The sequence below is a fragment of the Marinomonas arctica genome, from assembly GCF_003259225.1.
Taxonomy (GTDB): Bacteria; Pseudomonadota; Gammaproteobacteria; order Pseudomonadales; family Marinomonadaceae; genus Marinomonas; species Marinomonas arctica.
Window position 1 is genome coordinate 149,077 of record NZ_QHJF01000002.1, and the last position, 16,711, is coordinate 165,787.

A 16,711-nucleotide genomic window follows, 5' to 3' on the forward strand; every position below is an offset into this window, starting at 1 on the left:
TTTTTTAGGCTCAAGCACATTATGCAATTTCAAACAGGTACTTTTTTAACGTCGGTGATCGATGAGAAACCGACGTTATCTTCCGCCTATGATACTCCTATGCATGCTTATGATGAGGCCTTCACGGAAGATCGCCAACCTCGCCCTCATTGGGAGTCCATCATGCGTCACATGGGGAGTCTTACCAATGAGGAGATGCTTGATAGGCAGCGTCGTGCCCAGCGTATCCTTCGTGAAGATGGCGCCACCTATAATTTAACCAGCGACCCGCTCACCCCCAGTGTGTGGTCGCTGGACCTTATTCCAAATATCATTCAGACCGAGGAATGGCTCACGATTGAACAAGGTTTAGCACAGCGCTCAACCTTGTTTGACCTGGTGCTAAAGGATCTTTATGGCCCACAAGAATTATTGAAAAACGGCATCATTCCTTCTGAAATCATTTTTAGTCACCCAGGCTTTTTACGCCAATGCCATGGCGTAACCGTACCTGGCGCTCACCAATTATTGTTGCACGCCGTGGATTTGGTACGTGATCCAAGTGGCCAATTTCAAGTTATTGGCGACCGAACCCAAGCGCCCAATGGCGCAGGTTATGCGTTGGAAAACCGGACGGTTGTCTCACGTGTGATTCCAAACAGTTTCCGAGACAGCCAAGTACGTCGACTCGCAAGCTTCTTTTTGTCTTTCAAAAGCATGCTTTCTTCGTTAGCCAGCCAATGGACAGATACGCCACGCATCGTAGTACTCAGCCCTGGAGCATTAAGCAGCACCTATTTCGAGCAAGCGTACCTAGCGAATTATTTAGGCTTTTCACTTGTTCAAGGCAGTGACTTAACAGTACGTAATGGCGCCGTATGGATGAAGTCGCTCAACGGCTTAGCCCGTGTCGATGTTATCTTACGTCGTGTGGATGACGCCTATTGCGATCAAGCAGAATTAAGAGCCGACTCCTTCCTTGGCGTACCGGGCTTACTGGAAGTGGTTCGAGCTGGCAACGTCGTGCTTGCCAACCCGTTGGGCAGCGGCATTTTAGAAGCCCCCGCTTTGATTAAGTTTTTACCGGCCATCAGCGAATTTTTATTGGGCGAACAGCTGTCCATTCCCTCTGTGTCAACATGGTGGTGTGGCGACAATGACGATTTCCATTACGTCCTTGCCAATATACACAATTTAATTATTAAGCCGGCCATTCGTCGCCATGACAGTAGCAGTGCCTATGGTCATACGCTAACGGAAAAACAAAAGCTGAGTCTGATAGAAAAGATCAAAAAAAATCCGCATCTTTATGTGGCGCAAAGCTATGTCCCAGGATCCATGTCCCCCATTTGGTTAGAGGGCAAAATGCAAGCTCGCCCGAGTATTTTGCGCGCCTTTACTGTCTCCAATCCAACGGGATACACAGTGATGCCTGGAGGATTATCTCGCACTGGGGAGTCGTCCCAAGAAGCCATCGTCTCGCACATCAGTCGCTCAAAAAGCAAAGACACTTGGATACTGGCCGCCGAGCCAGAAGAACAAACGTCCTACCAAATAGACCAAGTTCTTCTGCACGATGAAGCACTACAGTCCAACCTACCTAGTCGAGTGATTGAAAACTTATTTTGGATGGGACGCTATGCTGAACGCGCTGAAATCAGCATGCGCTTACTGCGTACTATTTTTAAACAAATGAACGGGGTGGACCCATTACCAGAAGAAAGCCAACGCACATTACTGGAAATGGCGTCTACTCAGACAAGCTGTTTACCTGGCTTTATGGAAGGCGATGAGGATATGTTTGCGCATCCTGAAGCTGAGCTAGTTTCCATTATTACGGATGGCAGCAGAGCCGGCTCCGTGAAAGCCAACCTACAAGCCATGCTAAGTTGCAGTGAGCAGGTCAAAGAAATGCTGTCTGCCGACACTCGTATTATTATCAACGAGTTACGTGATCACATCCATGAATTGGATCGCGCCTATACCAATGGCCTCCCGTCTGCCCCAGAGGAGTCTTTAGACAGCTTAGTGACCTCATTATTGGCGCTATCAGGCTTGAATCACGAAAGTATGTTGCGTGGTCTCGATTGGACTTTCCAAGAAATTGGTCGTCGTACAGAGCGCGCGCTGCAAACCGCCACCTTGCTACGCTCGGCATTAACCAAACCTTTGTCTTCTACTTCTCAACAACAGATTCTAGAATCGGTTTTATTGAGCGTCGAAGCCCTTATTTCTTTCCGTCGCCGCTACCGCAACCGAGCACGTGTTGCCTACGGACTAGACTTGCTGATGATTGATGGCACCAATCCACGCTCTTTGTTGTATCAAGTGGAACAATTGCGCAAGTATATTATCGAATTACCAAGAAACAACAGCACCACGGCTGGCCTAAGTCCCGAGCACAAGATTATCCTCAAGTCATTGAACGATATTCAGCTTGCCGATTTAGAGGCACTGGCCAAGGTCGATGACAAAACACAAAGCCGTGTCAAATTAGAAGGATTGATGACCGAGCTTTTAGAACAACTAGAGCAGTTTACCGTGCTCATTAGTGATAAGTATTTTGATCATACCGCTGGCCCTCAATCCTTGACCGACGCAATCAAAGGAACTCGCCTATGAGATATCGTGTTCGTCATATTACAGAATACACTTACGGCGCGCCTGTCAGCTTATGCTACAACATGGCACATCTACTGCCGCGCGATACCCGAAATCAACGCTGTCTTCATCAGAAAATACAGATCAATCCGCCCCCCGTTTACCAAAACGATGGGGAGGATTATTTTGGCAATCAAACCTTCTATTTCTCAATTCAAGAAGCGCATAAAAAATTGGTGATCGACGTCACAACCGACTTTGAAATCGCCTCGCTTAACGTGCTTGAGTGGCAAGCACAAAGTACGCTCAGTTGCGGTGAATTACGCGCCATGTTGAACGCCCCCAACACGCCAGAACTGCGGATGGCAAAAGAATACTTATTAGATTCACCACAAATTCGCCGTTCAGAGGATTTAAAAGCCTACGCTCTAAGTACTTTTGCCGATGACGAGCCTGTTTTGCAGGCCGCCATGGCGTTTACCCACAAAATTTTCAGCGAATTTAAATTCGATCCCAGCACCACAACCGTTGCGACGCCTCTCGAACAAGTGCTAAAGCAACGTAGTGGTGTGTGCCAAGACTTTGCCCATTTAGCCATCGGTTGCTTGCGCTCAGTGGGCATTCCAGCACGTTACATGAGCGGTTATTTAGAAACCTTGCCCCCACCAGGACAAGAAAAGCTGGTCGGAGCGGATGCCTCTCACGCTTGGTTTGCAATATTTACACCGGATTTTGGCTGGGTAGAATTTGATCCTACGAACGATTTAATGCCAAATGAACAGCACATTGTGACCGCGTGGGGCAGAGACTATTCAGACGTCACCCCCTTACAAGGCGTCATTTTTGAAGGTGGCGGCTCCCAACAATTAGCGGTCTCAGTGGACGTAAGAAGAGTTTGACTTGATAGTACATAGCATGTGAATCAGATATAAGGTAAGCTTCGCACAATTCTTGCATAACCTGACCATTCAGCTTTGCGCCTGCCTTTGATATAACATGAGAACATCTATGAGTTTCAACAAACTTGGGCTTTCTGCCCCCATCTTAAAAGCCATTGAAGACCAAGGCTATACTGAGCCATCTGCAATACAAGCTCAGGCTATACCCGCTATCCTTGAAGGCCAAGATGTGATGGCCGCCGCCCAAACCGGCACAGGTAAAACCGCTGGTTTTACCTTACCCTTGCTTGAACTGCTTAGTAAAGGCGAACACGCTCAAGGCAATCAGGTTCGTGCATTAGTCTTAACACCCACACGAGAGCTTGCTGCCCAAGTGGCGGAAAGTGTGAAAGATTACGGACGTCATCTCGCCCTAAAATCCACTGTGGTTTTTGGTGGCGTAAAGATCAATCCACAGATGATGGCACTGCGTCGCGGCGCGGATATTTTGATCGCCACGCCTGGCCGCATGATGGATCTATACAACCAAAACGCGGTGAAATTCGACAAGCTCGAAATACTGGTATTGGATGAAGCAGACCGCATGCTCGACATGGGCTTTATTCATGACATTAAAAAAATCCTCGCGATTCTGCCGAAGAAACGCCAGAACCTTTTGTTTTCTGCGACCTTTTCACCTGAAATTCGTCAACTTGCTAAGGGCTTGGTAAACAACCCTATCGAGATTTCTGTGACGCCGCGCAATGCCACGGCCGTGTCTGTTGAACAGTGGTTGCACCCTGTCGATAAGAAACGCAAAACGGAACTATTGATTCAATTGATTTCCGAGGGACGTTGGGACCAAGCTTTGGTGTTCTCACGCACCAAACACGGCGCCAATAAGATCACCAAACAACTAGAAGACGCGGGCATTCGTTCTAGCGCCATTCATGGCAACAAAAGCCAAGGCGCACGTACTCGCGCTCTGGCCGATTTTAAAGAGGGTAGAATTCGTATTCTGGTCGCAACGGACATTGCTGCCCGTGGACTAGACATCGAACAACTGCCCCATGTAGTGAACTTCGACCTACCCGATGTAGCAGAAGATTACGTGCACCGTATTGGCCGTACAGGACGTGCTGGCGCAACAGGCAAAGCCATTTCATTGGTAGCCGCCGACGAGCTAGATCAATTACGCGCTATTGAACGTTTGACTCAGAAGCTCATTGAGCGTCGTTATGAAGATGATTTCATGCCAACACACATGTTGCCTGATACCACTCTTGATACGCGTCCAATCAAGCCTAACAAGCCGAAAAGACCGCGTGAACAAACCAATGCACCAAGACAAGGCAATGGCGCGAAACAAGGTGGTAACCCAGCAAGACAGGGCAATGCGCCTAAATCTGGCAACCGTCGCCCAGCGCCAAAAGCCGAAGTCACCCCAGGCCAAGGTCTGCGTAGCAAGCCGCTTGCTCCTGCTCGTCGTAACCGCAAACCAAGCAGCGACAATTAGTCGTTACTCATCGCGTAAAAACTAAGTAAACAGCATAAAAAAACCACCGCTTAGGTGGTTTTTTTATGCTTTACAGTCTGAAATGGAACTAGCTGTTTTTCAGCTCTAACTCTGGCTCTTCATCGCGTGCAAACACACCTGCGTCTGAATGTCCTAACCACTTCGACGTAATAGTGCCGGCCGTCATGGCACCGTTCACGTTCACAGCAGTACGCCCCATATCGATCAAAGGCTCAATCGAGATCAACAAACCTGCCAAGGCAACAGGCATATCCAAGGCAGACAGTACGATCAAGGCCGCAAAAGTCGCGCCACCACCGATGCCCGCAATACCAAATGAACTGATGGTTACGATAGCAATCAGTGAAATAATAAAGCTTGGATCCAATGGATTAATACCAATCGTCGGAGCAATCATCACAGCGAGCATGGCCGGATACAAACCGGCACAACCATTCTGGCCCATGGTGGCACCAAAAGACGCCGAGAAGTTAGATTCACCTTCACCGTTACCAAGGCGTTTGACCTGAGTATCAATGTTCAGTGGAATCGTGCCAGCGCTTGAACGGGAAGTAAAAGCAAACAACAAAACAGGCAATACTTTCTTTAAATAACGTAAAGGGGAAATACCATTAAACGCCAGCAAGCATAAATGCATAACCAGAATCAGCGCCAGCCCCACATAAGACGCTACAACAAAGTTTAACAAGGTCAAAATATCAGACACATTGGACCCTGCAACCACTTTGGTCATCAGAGCAAGAATACCGTATGGTGTTAGGCTTAGCACCATGCGCACCAAAGTTCTAACAATAGATTGAGCGACGTCAACAAAACGCTCGAAACTTGCCCCTAACTCTGGCTCTTTACGCGCAACTGTCACACCAGCAATCCCTACAAAAGCGGCAAAAATAACCACCGCAATCGTTGAGGTAGGACGACTACCTGCTAAATCAGCAAAAGGATTGCCTGGGAAAAAAGAGGTAATCATGTCAGCAAACGACACACTGGCCAACCCTTCTAGGCTAGTTTCTAGCGCCGCGCCTCGTGCCATTTCACGGGCGCCTTGTACGATACCTTCTGCAGACAAACCAAATAAGTTACTAACGAAAACACCGATCAAGGCAGACACCGCCGTCGTCGCAAGCAAAATACCAATGATACCGCCAGACATTTTGCCCAAAGAGCCCGTGTCTTTTACCTTCACTATGGCGCCAATGATTGATACCAAAATCAACGGCATAATGATCATCTTCAGCAAGCTAACATAGCCATAACCAACAATGTTGACGTACTCTAACGTCTCACTGTTGGTTGCACTGTCAACACCATAGATAAATTGCAACGCCGCACCAAACGCCACGCCCAAACCCAAACCAGTAAATACTTGAGTGGATAAGGTCTTTTTGGCTTTTTGTAATTTAAACAACAAAGCGATTAACAAAGCGAACACCGCTAAGTTAAGAATGGGATACAACATGGAGGAAAACCTTAAAAAATCACCTATAGAACACCGTCTTCTCTGCTACTTAACGACAGCAAGCAGAAAAACGATACGTTAAGCCCATGTTAACAAAATGCTGACCAAATGGATAAGACGGAAAAATCATTAACTTATATAAGAAAAACGAATAAGAAGTACTTCCCTTCACAAATCAGTAAAAAAATCGAATTATACTGCCTAGGAGTTTGCAAAAATCCCCAAGCTCAACTTCTATTAAAAGACAACAGCGTCCCGTTATTACTAACACAACTCATAGACCATGGAAGTACATAGTGACGATTGAAAAAACAGTACTCAGACGCTTCCCTATCAGAATACTCGTTGCCAACATGTTTCTTATGGCGATTGTAATGACGGCGGGTATCGCCATCTCATTACAATACAATGCCAGTAAAAATATGGTCGTTGCTCACATACTGTCTAGCATGAATTTACTGTCAGCTCATATGAGAGACAGTGTTCACAGTCTAGAAAATGACGCCAAACAAACCGTTACCTTACTGACAGAACTCATCGATACAGACCTATCAGACACCCGTATTGAAGACAAAACTAGCCTATTAAGCGCATTTTTACGAGAACGTCCAGAGCTATACAGCCTTTATATTGGTGACAAACAAGAGAACTTTTTTCAAATCGTTAACTTGGACTCAGCCAAAGACATAAGACAACGAATGGGAGCTCAAACGGATGACCGTTGGGCCGCAGTTGATATTTCAGGCATCGGAGAACAACGGCTACGCCGCACTTATTACTATTCTGATACCTTGCGTTTAAATCATCAAAAGACTGAAAACAGCCATTTCTTCCCCACAAAACGACCATGGTTTGTGGCATCAGAGCAAAATCACATTGACAAAACGCAGCCCTACCTTTTTCAGCACTTACAAATATCGGGGCAGACCTATGCCAAAAGAATCCGCAATACCGAACAAGTCGTTGGCTTAGACATACTGCTCTCTTCCCTATCAGATCAACTGACGTTGTCTTCATCAACGTTTTTAAATGGCCAAGAGCAAGCGGTCTTGTTTAACCAAAATGGCAACATTCTCGCCTCAAATAAAACACTCTATGACTCAGACAAAACAACCCCCATTCAATCTTTACAGGATTACCTTGGCACCTCCCCCAATCATTTAATCGACCTAGCTAATGACCCAAAAGCACAACAACCCATATTGATCGAAAAACGAGATCGTCAGCAATATTATGTGTTTGTCACCGCCATCGGTAATGACATATTGAATCGACAATACCTAGCCATGCTTTTGCCTAAAGACCTATTGTTTCAACACGCCACCGAAGAAGCACTCCATTCCGCACTGTTTAGTGCTCTGGTCATGGTCGTTCTATTGCCTATTATCTGGCTATTTAGCGCTCCCATCGTGCGCCCTATTAGACAATTACAACGCGAAACCGAGAAGATAAAACAACGTCAATTTGACGATGTCACATTCACCGATTCACACATCAAAGAAATCTGGCAACTGTCTAACGCCTTTGTCGCCATGTCTCAAGACATCAAACAACATGAAGCCAGTCAAAAAGAATTTATGGAAGCCTTAATTCGTTTAATCGCTACTGCTATTGATAATAAATCGGCTCATACAGGCGGTCATTGTTATCGAGTACCAGAACTAGGATTAATGTTGTCCGAGGCCTTAGAGCAGACCCAAGAGGGCCCTTATAAAGATTTCGCCTTCGCCAATGATAACGAACGTCTAGAGTTTCGCATTGCGGCTTGGCTGCACGATTGCGGCAAAATCACCATGCCCGAACACATTATGGACAAGGGCTCCAAACTAGAATGTCTCTATAATCGTATTCACGAAATCCGCACTCGTTTTGAGGTCCTATGGCGGGATGCCGAAATAGCGTATTTACATGCAGTGCACATGGAAAAACAAAACCCAGCGGCGGCTTTAAAAGTCTGGCAAGAACGTCAAAACGCCTTACAGGAACAATTTGCTTTTATTGCCAAAGCCAACCTTGGCAGCGAGTTCATGAGTGAAGCAGACCAACAAAAAGTCAGAGAGATTGGCACACAGACATGGACACGACACTTTAGTGACCGCTTAGGCTTATCGCCCGCAGAAGAAACCATGCGAACCACACAAGCCCAAACAGTCGATCTAAACCATGAAGAAACAGCACAGCAAGGCATAACAGAAAGTCTATTATCCGATAAACCTGAGCACATTATTCCGCGTTTCAAAGAAATGACATTTGATCCATTATTAGGCATCAAAATGGCCATACCAGAACACCAATATAACCAAGGTGAAATCTACAATCTCACCATACAAAAAGGCACACTGACCAAAGAAGATCGATTTAAAATCAACGAACACATTATCAGCACCATTACCATGTTGGAAAACCTGCCCTTTCCACCCGAGCTCAGTCGAGTACCGCATTACGCTTCCACTCACCACGAAAGAATGGACGGCCAAGGCTACCCACGCAAACTCAATGCCGAACAACTGAGTATCCCTGACAGAGTGCTGATGATCGCCGATGTATTCGAAGCACTAACCGCCTCAGATCGCCCCTACAAAACAGCCAACCCCATCAGTGTTGCCATCGACATCATGTACAAGATGTGCCTAGAAGGTCACCTTGACCTACAGATGTTCCGTTTCTTTTTAACCAGTAAAACCTATTTAAAATACACACAGAAATTTTTGCCAGACAGCCAAATAGACGACATTGATATCGAACCCTATTTAGAAAATAAACAGAGAGAAGATAAATAGAAAATACCGCAGACTTGCGCCACCTCACTGTATAACGCAATATACAACGCATCAATATCAGCCCTATCCACGACAATTCGATAAGGATGCCTTCATGCGCTTCTTGCGTCTATTCAGCGCTCTACTGTTTAGCGGCTTACTGGTCATCAGCCCTTCCCTCTACGCGGAAGTAGTCTATGTTGCTGTCGCTTCCAATTTTACAGACGCCATGAAAGACATTGCCAAACAATACGAGGCAGAGTCAGGCAACAAAGTGGCACTCACCTTTGGTTCCTCAGGTAAATTCGTCGCTCAAATTCAACACGGCGCGCCTTTTCAAGTGTTTTTATCCGCCGACCAAAACAAACCTGATGCTTTAGAGAAAGCCGAACTGGTCGTTCCAAACAGTCGTTTTACTTACGCCATTGGTGCGCTGGCCTTGTGGTCAGCCAAAGCGGATTTCATTCATAATAATGAGGACCGTTTAAAAAACGGTGACTTTAATAAAGTCGCATTAGCCAACCCAAAACTGGCGCCTTATGGCGTGGCCGCCATGGAAGTGCTGGAAGGTCTTGGTCTAACCACGGCCACCCAACCAAAATGGGTCATGGGCGAAAACATTTCACAAACCTATCAATTTGTTAGCACAGTGAATGCAGACCTAGGGTTCGTGGCGTTGTCACAAATCATGAGCCAAGGGCAAATTAAATCAGGCTCAAGCTGGATCATCCCCGCGGATCAATACAGTCCTATACGCCAAGATGCCGTCTTATTAAAAAGCGCCGCAAGCAGCGCTGCTGCACGAGACTTACTTGACTACTTACGCAGTGACAAAGCCCGTCGCATCATTCACTCCTACGGCTACAAAATGGAATAACCCCAAAAATGCTTTCTGCGTCAGACTTAGAAGCCATTTGGCTCACTATTAGAGTGGCGACCACCGTCACGATTATTTTATTACTGATTGGCACCCCAATCGCTTGGTGGCTTGCACGTACTCACTCACGTTTGAAAGGGCCAATCAGTGCCATTGTTGCCCTACCACTGGTATTGCCGCCCACTGTATTAGGCTTTTATCTACTGATCGCCATGGGCCCAAACGGTTTTATTGGTCAATTAACTCAAGAACTCGGCTTAGGAACCCTGCCCTTTACCTTCTGGGGACTGATCGTAGCCTCGGTATTTTATTCCCTGCCCTTTGTCGTACAGCCCATACAAAACGCCATTGAAGCCATTGGAGAGCGTCCACTGGAAGTCGCCGCTACCTTGCGCGCCAACAGTTGGGATCGGTTTTTTACCATTGTTTTACCACTCGCCAAACCGGGCTTTATTACCGCAGCCATCTTAGGTTTTACCCATACGGTCGGCGAATTTGGCGTTGTCTTAATGATAGGTGGCAATATCCCAGGGCAAACTCGCGTTATATCCGTGCAAATCTACGATCATGTTGAAGCCTTGGAATATGATCAAGCCCATAAGCTCGCCGCTATCATGATCATTTTTTCTTTTTTAGTCTTACTCAGCCTGTATAGCTTCCAACGGAAAAACACTCTATGGGGAGCGAAATAACAATGCCGAAACAAAGCACGACCACGCAAAACACCAACAGCTTAGAAAAGACAAACAAGACAGAACAAGGGCTGTACGCCAAATTTCACTTACAGCACCCACAATCTCGCTTTGCCTTAAATGTCGACCTCATCCTTCCAGACAGTGGCGTAACGGCGATCTTTGGCGAGTCAGGCTCAGGCAAAACCACCATGCTACGCTGTATTGCAGGGCTAGAGCGAGCACAACAAGGGCATTTTGTGATGAAAGGCGAAACATGGCAAAGCGACACTGTTTTCTTGCCGACTCATAAACGACCATTAGGTTATGTGTTTCAAGAGCCGAGCCTCTTTCCTCACCTAACCGCGAAAGGCAATTTAGAGTACGCCATTAAACGCAGCGGCATTCCCTTACCAGCGGGCTTATATGACCAAATCATCGACTTAATGGGCATCGAATCCGTACTGGCGAATAATTCACAACAACTGTCTGGCGGAGAAAAGCAACGGGTTGCCATTGCGCGCGCATTATTGATTCAACCGACATTGTTACTCATGGATGAACCGTTGGCTTCGTTAGATAACGCCAGAAAACAAGAGATTTTGCCTTACCTCGAAAAGCTTAAATCCACCCTTAAAACACCGATTTTATACGTCAGCCATTCGGTCGAAGAAGTCATGCGTCTGGCGGATCACGTGGTGCTAATGCAGGATGGAAAGGTCGCAACACAAGGCGCGATTGAAGAGGTGTTTGCACAGCTTAAATCGCCACTGCTAATGAATAATGACACCAGCGTCCTCTGGCAGGGTCAGATTATCGAGCAGGACGCCCGCTGGCACTTGTCAAAGGTCAATTGCGCGGGAAGCAAATTATGGATTCGCAACAATGGCGACGACATAGGACAAACCATTCGAGTACGCATACTCGCTACCGACGTCAGCCTAACGCTCTCGCCCCATGACGACTCCAGTATATTAAACAAACTGCCCGTCACCGTGCTCGACATTGTTCCCGACCAAGACCCCGCCATGGCGCTAGTCAGGTTACAAACAGAGAAAAACACGCTTATAGCAAGATTGACCTATCGATCCGTAGACCACCTCGCCTTGGCAGAAGGGAAAACACTCTGGGCGCAAATTAAAAGCGTAGCGCTGGTCAGATAAATATTAAGGCTCAACTACCGCTTGCTAGCCTAAGCCAATCATCAAGCAAAGCTTCTAACTTAAATAACTGTGCTGCGTATTTTGTAGAATTCTCGCGGCATCTTATTATTCGTTAACTGCGAGGTAGTGGAGGTTCTTCCTTACCCTCTAGAGCAGCCTGAACAAGTGATCCTAAAAATTTTGCGAAAGGCTTTATGTTTTGGTTAACACTTACCTCTTCAAGAGCTGCCATATAGTCATTGCGTTTTTCTAGCGGCACAATCGTCCAAGGGTAGCCACCACTCGCCAACATTGCATTCATTAAAAAACGTCCCGTGCGGCCATTCCCATCCATATAAGGATGAATATAGACAAATATAAAATGCCCAAGCACAACGCGCACAGCGGCATTTTCTTCTCCTTGTAGCAACTCAAAGAATGCAGGCATCATATCCCGCACCGCCTCTTTACTGGGAGGCGTATGCTTGGAACGTCGGATAAACACAGGAGCATTCCGATAACCTGCCAGATCGGCAGGCTTGTGGATGCCAGCCGTTACTCCGGGCGCAAACATTTCGCGATACCACACTCGATGATCATTATCGACGACTTGCCCTGCATTATGTCCATCAAGTATTTGATCTATACTTTTGCGCACGGCTTGATAAGCCTGCCAGTATCCTCGGGCGGCTAAAGCATTTAACCTTTCTTTATCGTCGGTATTTTGCTCTGGGTTCCAATCTCCAGCACGAACACGGTTTATTAGCTCTGGTGTTACGCGATAACCCTCGATAGAAAGCGAGTGATAGGCGTCGGTTACATACACGTCTTCGACACGCTTCATGTACGCGGTTTTATCAACTGTTCGCGAAGGAGGTGCTGGAAAGTGCTCTATCACTGTTTCCCGCATATCCTGCCACATAAGCCGAAGACGATTTACGTATGGGGATTGCTCTCGTCGAGAGAAGCTTAGACTTGACTGATATTCAAACGGATCAGACTCTCGCAAATCATACCCAGCGGCTCGCATCGTGCTCAAAATATCATCGGCAATTTGATTGCGGCCAATATTCCTAAATGCGCCAGCTAAACGACCAGCAATAGCGCTGTGGCCACCCTCTAACAGCTGCTCTAGGACGTCGGATGCGTCACTTATCATGGATAATGCGGCACGCATGTCTGTTGGTTTTTGAGTGAAGCTTTGTTTACTACAAGCAATTAATGCAGCGGAAAGGCTGTAAATACGCAACCCATTTTTGACGCTAACCTGATCGGGTTCAGGGAGAGAAGAACGGATATCCAAAAGTGACGTGCCATGAGGCAATGCTGTTACATTGTTCCGTGCTTTGATGGCTCGAACCAATAACTGTTTTGGTACTGTCATATTCTCAATATGAAGCGCGATAGATTGCTCAGGTGACAAGCACCAATCATCGCCTTTTAAATAATTAAGGTAGGCAGCACAAAATTGCCAAAAGGACGCATACCAAGCCGTGCTTTCACCACGCGTTTCATCGGGTCTCGCTGGCACATACCAACCCTTGATAACTTCCTCAAGAAAGCCATTTTGAACAAGGCGTTCACGATAAGTACGCGAGAGCTCAGCGGAACGTATAGCCACTAGGCCATTTTTTTGGAGTTGATGAAGGACTTCTAATGCATCAGCCAGTTTTTCGGAGGGAGTTGCCATTGTGCCTACTCTTCCTATTTTTCTGTGAAAAGATTCGCTTATCGGGCGTATCTATTATTCGCTTATTAAGTTGTACCATTATTCGCTTATTGCGTCTAATCATAATTCGCTTATTGTGCTGGATAGGTAGTAGGCGCTGAGCATTCAAGAATAAACTCCTGCCAGAGCATTAAAACACTGTCACAGTAGAGTTAAGGTAAGAGGTGTTAGAAATATCTGTCTTTCTGGGAGCTAACAACCATTATGCCTTGAGGAGCGATTTAAAATTATTCAGTAATTACGGCATACATTCCAACCAACGGACTCCCCTAGAGCACTTTTCAGACAATAAAAAAGCCCCGATACGTCAGTTTTCACTAACCTATCGAGGCTTATTTTATATGGTGGGCCTGCCCAGACTTGAACTGGGGACCTGCCGATTATAAGTTTTAATCCCTATTAGTTGACGTAGCTTTATACAGATTGATAAAAATATATTTATACATACAAATCAATTATTTAAATTAAAAACAGTTTTATTGAGCTTTACTTAACAATACCTATATTGATAGATTATGTAGCACATTTGTAGCACGTAATTTAGGTATCATATGAAACTGAAGTTCACTAAAGAGATCATTTCCGCCATAGAGCCGTTAGATAAAAGACAGCGCATTCAAGACGCTAAGGTCGATGGACTAGTGATTGAGGTGCTTCCTTCTGGTAGAAAATCATTTCGTGTCTACAAACGCCTCAAAGGACAAAGCTCTCCTGTAAGCATTACATTAGGCCAATTCCCTTCTTTAACCATTGAGAACGCTCGAAAAAAAGCACTAGAGGAATTATCCAAGCTTGCACATGGCATCAACCCAAATGAACAAGCAAAAGCCGATGTAAAGTCAAAAATTACATTAATAGAAGTTTATGATGACTACATATCACAAAAGGAGCTGTCTGAGTCGAGCCTACGCGGCTATAACCAAATAATGCGATCCTATCTTGCTGACTGGCATAAATCGGCCCTTGCAGACATTACAGAGAGCATGATCAAAGAAAAACACGCGAGTCTCTCATGCACTAGTCGAGCGCAAGCCGACTATTGCATGAGAGTACTCAGAGCTTTGTATAACTTTGCTCAATTCGAATATAAAAACGCCCAAGACAAACCAATCTTTCTCTACAACCCAGTCCAAATACTTAGCCATAAAAGGCAATGGAATCACGTACCACGCAAACAAACACGCCTAACAAGGTCTGAAATTCCTAAATTATTGAGCGGCTTGAACACTGTTCGTAAAACCGCAGATACATTTTTATTTGCTGTATGTGACTTCGTTGAAGTAGCGTTATTCACAGGATTAAGAAAATCTGAGTTACTAAACTTGAAATGGGAACAAGTAAGCCTAGAAGAGAGAACTTTTAGAATTTTAGAAACGAAAAATGGTGATGCTTTAGAGCTGCCAATGGCAGATCATTTACATTCTATTTTTGAGAGACGCAAGGAAATGACCAGTAATGGGTATATTTTTCAAGCTGAAAACGACTATGGATACGTTCGAGAGCCCAAAAAATCAATACAGAAAATTATAGATGAAACAGGGATTAGCTTTACACTTCACGACCTTAGGAGAACTTTCACAAGCACAGCTGAGCTCTTACGAGTCGGCACCTATACGATTAAACGCTTACTAAACCACAAAACAGGACGGAATGATGTAACTGCAGGATACACAATTCTCACTGCTGAAGAGCTTAGACCTTTCACTAAAGAAATAGAGAAGAAACTACTTTTAAAATGACCGTGTGTCCATTTATTTTTCTAAGTATTTCTTCTCATTTTTATACCCAATCATTTCTAATACAAATTTATGGCTTGGCATTACATGAGAACCAATTTTAAATGTTGAGCTATTTGAATAGAAAAAATCAAAGTGATTCAAAGGGTGCACTCTTCCATTCTCACTATCAGGATCATGATCAAACCTAAAATAACCTTCCTCAAATAAAATCATAGCAGTTAAAACTCTCTTTAGATGATAAACATTACCTTCATACTCATCTGCTAATATAGAAATATCACTAACATCAAAAACATCAAAATCATCGTCTAAAAAAATAGATTTCATATAACTTATCATCATTATATCAACTTCAAAATCATCATATTTAAAAGATATACCGCCATCGTAAAGATATAAAAAAAAACGGAAAAGAAACTGAAAAAACCTTATCTTTAGAATGAAAAATAAGCCTTGTGGTTTTATCATCCTTTAATACATGAATAAAATCTTTTTCTTCTCTACTTACATCAACATAACTTAGAAGATATGAAGCCACTTCACATATAAGAATTAAATAATCCTTTTTCTTTCTAATTGGTTTCATTACTTTATGAGAAAGATAACTAGGCATAATAATTTTGTTATCGAAATTCATAAATTAAAACCTTTTGAATATTTCTGAATTAGCAACAATTAAGCTCTCAATATCTTTAACAGTAAGCTCTTTAGTTTTAGATATATTCTTTATCAAATCGAAAATATCAGGCCTAACTGAAACATCAATACCTAAATATTCAAATGCTTCATGTGTTATTTCGTAGATTGATTTATTATCTTCTCCAGACGATTTTATAGAAATTATTCGAGCTTTTATTGCTGCCTTTTCTTCTTCAGATGGCTCATCTATAAGCAATGAATTATTTTCATTAACATAGTTTAGATTTTCATTAACCCTATTAACAAAATCTTCATTCCTACTATAGTCTATTAAAAGATAGCTCTTCAAAAAAGATCTCGTCATCATCATATATAAAGCATTTCTATATGATGTTAAATCAGTTACATCACGAGTAACACAAATAACGAAAGGAAACTCCAAACCTTTTACATTATTACGATTGCTTAAAAAAAGCTGTCCGGATTTCTTGGTTTTACTTTCAACTGCATTATTAACTTCCCATCCAAAGCTAGACATCACATTATGATATATTTGATTAAAACACTCATAAATATAATTCGATCCATCAATAAAAACCACACCTATATCATCTGGTTTCACAGTTGGATTCTCATGCGTATTTCGGAGCATTCCGAACAGCCATTTCGGTATGACCCGAACACCTATTTCGGTTTAATCC

Annotated in this window: 12 protein-coding genes; 8 read left to right on the forward strand and 4 right to left on the reverse strand. The window is 44.4% G+C overall.

The window, feature by feature from the left end:
• The first annotated feature begins 21 nt into the window (after positions 1-21).
• The 3 genes from DK187_RS01775 to DK187_RS01785 all read left to right on the forward strand — a co-directional run bounded on the left by DK187_RS01775 (position 22) and on the right by DK187_RS01785 (position 4,974).
• A complete protein-coding gene (locus DK187_RS01775) occupies positions 22-2,601 on the forward strand; it encodes a circularly permuted type 2 ATP-grasp protein (RefSeq protein ID WP_111605622.1) in 2,580 nt (859 codons plus the stop codon).
• A complete protein-coding gene (locus DK187_RS01780; RefSeq protein ID WP_111605623.1) occupies positions 2,598-3,479 on the forward strand; it encodes a transglutaminase family protein in 882 nt (293 codons plus the stop codon). The genes DK187_RS01775 and DK187_RS01780 overlap by 4 nt, the downstream gene beginning before the upstream one ends.
• 109 nt (positions 3,480-3,588) lie before the next feature.
• A complete protein-coding gene (locus DK187_RS01785) occupies positions 3,589-4,974 on the forward strand; it encodes a DEAD/DEAH box helicase (protein WP_111605624.1) in 1,386 nt (461 codons plus the stop codon).
• Between the two features lie 88 nt (positions 4,975-5,062).
• On the opposite strand, the gene DK187_RS01790 is transcribed toward DK187_RS01785, so the two are convergent.
• A complete protein-coding gene (locus tag DK187_RS01790; protein ID WP_111605625.1) occupies positions 5,063-6,454 on the reverse strand; it encodes an L-cystine transporter in 1,392 nt (463 codons plus the stop codon).
• 296 nt (positions 6,455-6,750) lie between these two features.
• Between DK187_RS01790 and DK187_RS01795 the strand changes: the two genes are divergently transcribed.
• From DK187_RS01795 to modC, 4 genes are all read left to right on the forward strand, one after another.
• On the forward strand, positions 6,751-9,234 hold the full coding sequence (locus DK187_RS01795; RefSeq protein WP_204355563.1) for an HD domain-containing phosphohydrolase: 2,484 nt from the start codon (positions 6,751-6,753) through the stop codon (positions 9,232-9,234).
• A 94-nt stretch (positions 9,235-9,328) separates the two neighbouring features.
• Entirely contained in the window at positions 9,329-10,090 is a 762-nt protein-coding gene (gene modA, locus DK187_RS01800) for a molybdate ABC transporter substrate-binding protein (RefSeq protein ID WP_111605626.1), read from the forward strand.
• 8 nt (positions 10,091-10,098) lie between these two features.
• Entirely contained in the window at positions 10,099-10,782 is a 684-nt protein-coding gene (gene modB / locus DK187_RS01805) for a molybdate ABC transporter permease subunit (RefSeq protein WP_111605627.1), read from the forward strand.
• A gap of 2 nt (positions 10,783-10,784) precedes the next feature.
• On the forward strand, positions 10,785-11,924 hold the full coding sequence (gene modC, locus DK187_RS01810) for a molybdenum ABC transporter ATP-binding protein (protein WP_111605628.1): 1,140 nt from the start codon (positions 10,785-10,787) through the stop codon (positions 11,922-11,924).
• A gap of 112 nt (positions 11,925-12,036) precedes the next feature.
• On the opposite strand, the gene DK187_RS01815 is transcribed toward modC, so the two are convergent.
• Complete coding sequence (locus DK187_RS01815; protein ID WP_111605629.1) at positions 12,037-13,593, reverse strand: Fic family protein; 1,557 nt, start codon at positions 13,591-13,593, stop codon at positions 12,037-12,039.
• Positions 13,594-14,183: 590 nt separating this feature from the next.
• Here DK187_RS01815 and DK187_RS01820 point away from each other — a divergent pair.
• A complete protein-coding gene (locus tag DK187_RS01820; protein ID WP_111605630.1) occupies positions 14,184-15,371 on the forward strand; it encodes a tyrosine-type recombinase/integrase in 1,188 nt (395 codons plus the stop codon).
• A gap of 12 nt (positions 15,372-15,383) precedes the next feature.
• Here the strand turns inward: DK187_RS01820 and DK187_RS01825 are convergent, their stop codons facing one another.
• Together DK187_RS01825 and DK187_RS01830 are read right to left on the reverse strand one after the other, a co-directional pair.
• On the reverse strand, positions 15,384-15,839 hold the full coding sequence (locus DK187_RS01825; protein WP_111605631.1) for an STM2766 family helicase-associated protein: 456 nt from the start codon (positions 15,837-15,839) through the stop codon (positions 15,384-15,386).
• Between the two features lie 172 nt (positions 15,840-16,011).
• A complete protein-coding gene (locus tag DK187_RS01830; protein ID WP_162623466.1) occupies positions 16,012-16,632 on the reverse strand; it encodes an ATP-binding domain-containing protein in 621 nt (206 codons plus the stop codon).
• Positions 16,633-16,711: the final 79 nt, after the last annotated feature.

What these genes read in the sequence shown, in the direction of transcription:
- DK187_RS01775 (WP_111605622.1), top strand. Translation starts at nt 22, where the DNA reads ATGCAATTTCAAACAGGTACTTTTTTAACGTCGGTGATCGATGAGAAA.
- DK187_RS01780 (WP_111605623.1), top strand. Translation starts at nt 2,598, where the DNA reads ATGAGATATCGTGTTCGTCATATTACAGAATACACTTACGGCGCGCCT.
- DK187_RS01785 (WP_111605624.1), top strand. Translation starts at nt 3,589, where the DNA reads ATGAGTTTCAACAAACTTGGGCTTTCTGCCCCCATCTTAAAAGCCATT.
- DK187_RS01790 (WP_111605625.1), bottom strand. Translation starts at nt 6,454, where the DNA reads ATGTTGTATCCCATTCTTAACTTAGCGGTGTTCGCTTTGTTAATCGCT.
- modA (WP_111605626.1), top strand. Translation starts at nt 9,329, where the DNA reads ATGCGCTTCTTGCGTCTATTCAGCGCTCTACTGTTTAGCGGCTTACTG.
- modB (WP_111605627.1), top strand. Translation starts at nt 10,099, where the DNA reads ATGCTTTCTGCGTCAGACTTAGAAGCCATTTGGCTCACTATTAGAGTG.
- modC (WP_111605628.1), top strand. Translation starts at nt 10,785, where the DNA reads ATGCCGAAACAAAGCACGACCACGCAAAACACCAACAGCTTAGAAAAG.
- DK187_RS01815 (WP_111605629.1), bottom strand. Translation starts at nt 13,593, where the DNA reads ATGGCAACTCCCTCCGAAAAACTGGCTGATGCATTAGAAGTCCTTCAT.
- DK187_RS01820 (WP_111605630.1), top strand. Translation starts at nt 14,184, where the DNA reads ATGAAACTGAAGTTCACTAAAGAGATCATTTCCGCCATAGAGCCGTTA.
- DK187_RS01825 (WP_111605631.1), bottom strand. Translation starts at nt 15,839, where the DNA reads ATGATAAAACCACAAGGCTTATTTTTCATTCTAAAGATAAGGTTTTTT.